The organism is Paraburkholderia sp. UCT31 (assembly GCF_014397655.1).
GTDB classification, from domain to species: domain Bacteria; phylum Pseudomonadota; class Gammaproteobacteria; order Burkholderiales; family Burkholderiaceae; genus Paraburkholderia; species Paraburkholderia tuberum.
This window is the reverse complement of sequence record NZ_VZQP01000216.1, coordinates 1-366: the sequence shown is the minus strand read 5'-3', so window position 1 is coordinate 366 and position 366 is coordinate 1. Positions and strand designations below refer to the sequence as shown.

Annotated in this window: 1 rRNA gene; it reads right to left on the bottom strand. The window is 52.7% G+C overall.

Annotated features, from left to right (window positions below):
* Positions 1-366: ribosomal RNA gene (locus F6X40_RS41725) — 23S ribosomal RNA — on the bottom strand; the annotation flags it as partial.

The window sequence follows — 366 nt, the reverse complement described above, 5'->3', positions numbered from 1 at the left end:
TTCGGGTCTACACCCAGCGACTGGACGCCCTGTTCGGACTCGCTTTCGCTACGCCTGCCCTAATCGGTTAAGCTCGCCACTGAATGTAAGTCGCTGACCCATTATACAAAAGGTACGCCGTCACCCCGCTTTAAGCGCTCTCGCGCTTAAATCCACTTCAAGCGCGCAGTGGTCATGTTTCAGACTTGATGTCTTTTGACGCATTCATTTCATGAATGCGCCGAAAGCGCTTAAAGCGGGGCTCCGACTGTTTGTATGCATGCGGTTTCAGGATCTGTTTCACTCCCCTCCCGGGGTTCTTTTCGCCTTTCCCTCACGGTACTGGTTCACTATCGGTCGATCACGAGTATTTAGCCTTGGAGGATG